This window comes from Planomonospora algeriensis (assembly GCF_977012225.1).
Genome location: NZ_CDRNDK010000439.1, coordinates 1 through 5,122, shown reverse-complemented (window position 1 = coordinate 5,122; position 5,122 = coordinate 1). Strand labels below are relative to the sequence as shown.

Genomic DNA, 5,122 nt, shown 5'->3' with positions numbered 1-5,122 from the left:
GGGCACGAGCTCGTGCTGCAGCAGCAGGGCGGCGGCGGCCAGGACGTCGTCCGGAGCGCCCGCGGGCGGGACCAGCTCGCCGAGCCGGCGCTCGACCAGGCCGGTGTCGAGCTCCCCGGCGGCCACCTCGGGGTGGGCGACCAGCGCCCGCAGGAAGGCGATGTTCGTCGTCACGCCCAGCACGGTCGTGCCGGCGAGCGCCCGGTCGAGGGTGCGCAGCGCGCTCGCGCGATCGTGCCCCCAGGCGATGACCTTCGACAGCATCGGGTCGTAGTCGCTGCCGACGACCGCGCCGGCCGCGAGACCGGAGTCGACCCGGACGGTCCCGTCGGCGGAGGGCCCGCCGGGGCCGGGGACGCCGGGCTCGCGCAGGGCGAGGATCCGGCCGCCGGTCGGCAGGAACCCGCGGGCGGGGTCCTCGGCGTAGACGCGGGCCTCGACGGCGTGGCCGCGCAGCCGCACGTCGTCCTGGGTGAGCGGGAGCGGCTCCCCGGCCGCCACCCGGAGCTGGAGCTCGACCAGGTCCAGGCCGGTGACCAGCTCGGTGACGGGGTGCTCGACCTGCAGGCGGGTGTTCATCTCCATGAAGTAGTAGTCGGCCGTGGAGCCCTGGACGATGAACTCCACCGTCCCGGCCCCGACGTAGCCGACGGACCGGGCGGCCTCGACCGCCGCCGCGCCCATCCGGGCCCGCGTCTCCGCGTCCAGCAGCGGGGACGGCGCCTCCTCGACGATCTTCTGGTGGCGGCGCTGCAGGCTGCACTCGCGCTCGCCGAGGTGGATCACGTTGCCGTGGGCGTCGGCCAGCACCTGGATCTCGATGTGCCGGGGGTCCTCCACGAACCGCTCGACCAGCAGGGTCGCGTCTCCGAACGCGGCGGCGGCCGTACGGCGGGCGGACTCCAGCGCCTCTGGCAGCTCGGCGGCCGAGCGGACCAGCACCATGCCCTTGCCGCCGCCGCCCGCCGACGGCTTGATCAGCGCGGGGAAGCCGATGTCCGCGGTGAGCAGGTCGTCGTCGGGCTCGGCGGCGCCGGGCACGACCGGCACTCCGGCCGCCGAGACGGTCGCCTTGGCGCGGATCTTGTCGCCCATGGCCTCGACGGCTTCGGCGGGCGGTCCGACGAAGACCAGGCCGGTCTCGGCGCAGCGCCGGGCGAAGGCGGTGTTCTCCGCCAGGAAGCCGTAGCCGGGGTGGACGGCCTGGGCCCCGGTGGCCGCGGCGGCGGCGACGACCGCCTCGATGTCGAGGTAGCCGCCGGGTAGCCGGACCGCGGTGTCGGCCTCGCGGGTGTGCGGCGCGCCCGCGTCGGCGTCGCTGTGCACGGCGACGGAGCGGATGCCGAGCCGCCGGAGCGTGCGGATGACGCGCAGGGCGATCTCGCCCCGGTTGGCGATGAGGACGGTGTGGAAGAGCATCAGGGGTGCCCCCGGTGGAACCGGCGGGTCGTGACCGGGGTCACGCCCGCGGTGGAGGTCGCGGTCAGGATCGTGGTCGGGGCGGTGGTCGGGGTCATGGTCGCGGTCACATCCGGAAGACGCCGTAGCCGACGGGGTCGAGGGGGGCGCCCGCGGCGGCGGACAGGGCCAGGCCGAGGACGGTGCGGGTGTCGAGCGGGTCGATGACGCCGTCGTCCCAGAGCCGGGCGGTGGAGTAGTAGGGGTTGCCCTGCTCCTCGTACTGCCTGCGGATCGCGTCGGGGTCGGCGTCGCCGACGGTGGACAGCACGGTGGCGGCCTGCTCGCCGCCCATCACCGAGATGCGGGCGTTGGGCCACATCCACAGGAACCGGGGCGAGTAGGCCCGGCCGGCCATGGCGTAGTTGCCGGCGCCGAACGAACCGCCGACGACGACGGTGAACTTCGGCACCCGGGCGCAGGCGACGGCGGTGACCATCTTGGCGCCGTGCTTGGCGATGCCGCCGGCCTCGTACGCCCTGCCGACCATGAACCCGCTGATGTTCTGCAGGAAGACCAGCGGGGTGTTGCGGCGGTCGCACAGCTCGATGAAGTGCGCGCCCTTGAGTGCGGACTCGGCGAACAGGATGCCGTTGTTGGCGATGATCCCGACGGGGTGGCCGTGGATGCGGGCGAAGCCGGTCACCAGCGTCGTGCCGTACTCGGCCTTGAACTCCAGGAACCTGCTGCCGTCGACGATCCGGGCGACGACCTCCCGCACGTCGTACGGCGTGCGGGTGTCGGCGGGCACGATGCCGTACAGGTCGCGGGGGTCGTGCGCGGGCTCCTCGGACGGCGCGCGCTCCCAGGGGGCCTCGGGGCGGGGGGCGAGGGTGGCCACGATGTCGCGGACGATCCGCAGGGCGTGGGCGTCGTCGGTGGCGAGGTGGTCGGTGACCCCGCTGGTCCGGGAGTGCAGGTCGCCGCCGCCGAGCTCCTCGGCGGTGACCTCCTCGCCGGTGGCGGCCTTCACCAGCGGCGGCCCGCCCAGGAAGATCGTGCCCTGGTTGCGGACGATCACGGCCTCGTCGCTCATCGCCGGGACGTAGGCGCCGCCGGCCGTGCAGGAGCCGAGGACGGCGGCGATCTGCGGGATGCCCCGCGCCGACATGGTGGCCTGGTTGTAGAAGATCCGGCCGAAGTGCTCGCGGTCGGGGAAGACCTCATCCTGCTTCGGCAGGAACGCGCCGCCGGAGTCGACGAGGTAGACGCACGGCAGGCGGTTGTCGAGGGCGACCTCCTGGGCCCGCAGGTGCTTCTTGACCGTCATCGGGTAGTAGGTGCCGCCCTTGACCGTCGCGTCGTTGGCGACCACCACGCACTCGCGGCCGGAGATCCGGCCGATGCCGGTGATGATCCCGGCCGCCGGGGCGTCGCCACCGTACAGGCCGGTGGCGGCGAGCTGGGAGAGCTCCAGGAAGCGGGAGCCGGGGTCGAGCAGGGCGTCCACGCGCTCGCGGGGCAGGAGCTTGCCGCGGGCGACGTGCCGGGCCCGCGAGCGCTCCGGACCGCCCAGCGCGGCGGTCGCGACCCGCTCGCGCAGGTCGGCGGCGAGCCGCTCGTTGACCTCGGTGTTCGCCTTGAAGGCGACACCGCCCGGGTCGCAGGTGCTGCGCAGCACCGGCCAGCTGCTCAATGCGGGCCTCCTTCGCGATCACCGCCCGGCGCCGTTGCCGGGGGTTAACGGCCGCTAACTCCACCGGTGATGTTAGTCATCGTTAACGCCACCGTCTACCATGCGAGTCGTGACGACCGCCCGTACCCCTACCCGCGAACGCCGCTCCCGGCGCACGGAGATCCTGGAGGCCGCCGCGGAACTGTTCGCGGCACGCGGCTTCCACGGCGTCTCCATCGAGGACATCGGCGGCGCGGTGGGCACCTCGGGCCCGGCGCTCTACCGGCACTTCAGCGGCAAGGAGGCGCTGCTGGCGGAGATGCTGCTGGACATCAGCGAGCGCCTGCACGCCTCGGCGGCCGAGCGCGTCACCGCGGCGCCCGACGCGGAGAGCGCGCTCGACGCCCTGCTGACGGGGCAGATCGAGTTCGCGCTCGGCCATCCGGCGCTGATCACCGTGCACGACCGCGAGCTGGGCAACGTCCCCGAGCCGGCCCGCCGCCGGATCCGCCGGCTGCAGCGGCTGTACGTGGAGGAGTGGGTGACCGTGCTGAGCGAGCTGCACCCCGGCTGCCCGCCGTCCCGCCTGCGCGCGGCCACCCACGCGGTCTTCGGCCTGCTCAACTCCACCCCGCACAGCGCGGGCGAGCTGCCGCCCGAGGCGATGGCCCCGCTGCTGCACACCATGGCCCGGGCGGCGCTCGCCACGGTCAGGAGTTAGCACTCATTAACAGAGTCCGGCCGGGCGCCGTCCCGCGCCCGACCCCGGTCCCGGCGCGCCCGGCGACCGGAGCCGCGGCGGGAGTCCTCGTCCCGAGCACGCCCGCCGCGGGCCAGACGGAAGATCCGGTGGACGAAAGAGGCCAAGGACGGCGACGGGGGCGGCTCGCCGGGACATAATCAGGCTTGTGGCGCGCGACTCTGTTGAGACTCATTTCGCCGAAGCGGTGGCGGACCTGACCGCCGGGGCCCGGCGCGATCCGGCCCTGCCGGTGCGCGAGGGCACGAGTCTGACGGGGGCCCGCTGCCGGGAGCTGTTCGAATTCCAGCTCGGCAGCCGGCTCCTGGACGTCACCGCCCGCATCCTGCGTGAGCAGGGCGAGGGCTTCTACACCATCGGCTCCGCCGGTCACGAGGGCAACGCCGCGGTCGCCGCGGCCCTGCGCACGACCGACCCGGCGCTGCTGCACTACCGCTCCGGCGCCTTCTACCTGGCGCGCTCGGCGATGGCCGGGCGGCTGCCGGAGCAGGGCCTGCGGGACGTACTGCTCGGCCTGGTCGCCTCCACCGAGGAGCCGATCGCGGGCGGCCGCCACAAGGTCTTCGGCCACCCCGACCTCGCGGTGATCCCGCAGACCTCGACGATCGCCAGCCACCTGCCGCGCGCGGCGGGCGTGGCCTTCGCGATCGAGCGCGCCCGCCAGCTCGGCGTGCGGGGCGCCTGGCCGGGCGACGCGATCGCGGTGTGCAGCTTCGGCGACGCCTCGGTCAACCACGCCAGCGCCCTGTCGGGCCTCAACACCGCCGCCTACGGCTCCTACCAGGGCCTGGGGATGCCGGTCCTGTTCGTCTGCGAGGACAACGGCCTGGGCATCAGCGTGCGGACCCCGGCCGGCTGGGTGGAGGCCTCCCGCCACCCCCTGCTGGAGTACTTCGAGGCCGACGGCTGTGATCTGGCCGCCGCGTACGACGCGGCCGCCGCCGCCGCCGGCCACGTGCGCGCCAACCGCTCCCCCGCCCTGCTGCGCCTGGGCACCGTCCGGCTGATGGGCCACGCGGGCTCCGACGTGGAGCTGTCCTACCGGACCAAGCGGGAGATCAACGCCGACCTCGCCCGGGATCCGCTGGTGGCCACCGCCCGCCTGCTCGTCGAGGCCGGGCTGGCCACCCCCGACGAGCTGCTCGCCCGCTACGAGACGATGCGCGAGCACCTGCTCCGGATGGCCATGGAGAGCTCCCGGCGGCCGAGGCTGACCTCCGCCGTCGACATCGTGGAGCCGCTGGCCCCGCGCACCCCCCGGGGCCGTGGCCGCGGCGGTCCCGGCCGCC

4 protein-coding genes are annotated in these 5,122 nt (G+C 74.5%); 2 read left to right on the top strand and 2 right to left on the bottom strand.

Annotated features, from left to right (window positions below; all coding sequences use genetic code 11):
* Together ACWJ6R_RS29735 and ACWJ6R_RS29730 are read right to left on the bottom strand one after the other, a co-directional pair.
* Window positions 1-1,419: acetyl-CoA carboxylase biotin carboxylase subunit (locus tag ACWJ6R_RS29735; RefSeq protein WP_449065402.1), on the bottom strand; the 1,419-nt coding region annotated here is incomplete at its 3' end.
* A gap of 106 nt (window positions 1,420-1,525) precedes the next feature.
* A complete protein-coding gene (locus tag ACWJ6R_RS29730) occupies window positions 1,526-3,094 on the bottom strand; it encodes a carboxyl transferase domain-containing protein (RefSeq protein ID WP_449065401.1) in 1,569 nt (522 codons plus the stop codon).
* A gap of 100 nt (window positions 3,095-3,194) precedes the next feature.
* On the opposite strand from ACWJ6R_RS29730, the gene ACWJ6R_RS29725 reads away from it, so the two are divergent.
* Window positions 3,195-3,794: an SACE_7040 family transcriptional regulator gene (locus ACWJ6R_RS29725; RefSeq protein WP_449065400.1), complete on the top strand. Its 600-nt coding sequence runs from the start codon at window positions 3,195-3,197 to the stop codon at window positions 3,792-3,794.
* Between the two features lie 187 nt (window positions 3,795-3,981).
* A partial coding sequence (locus ACWJ6R_RS29720; protein WP_449065399.1) for a thiamine pyrophosphate-dependent enzyme occupies window positions 3,982-5,122 on the top strand: 1,141 nt, incomplete at its 3' end.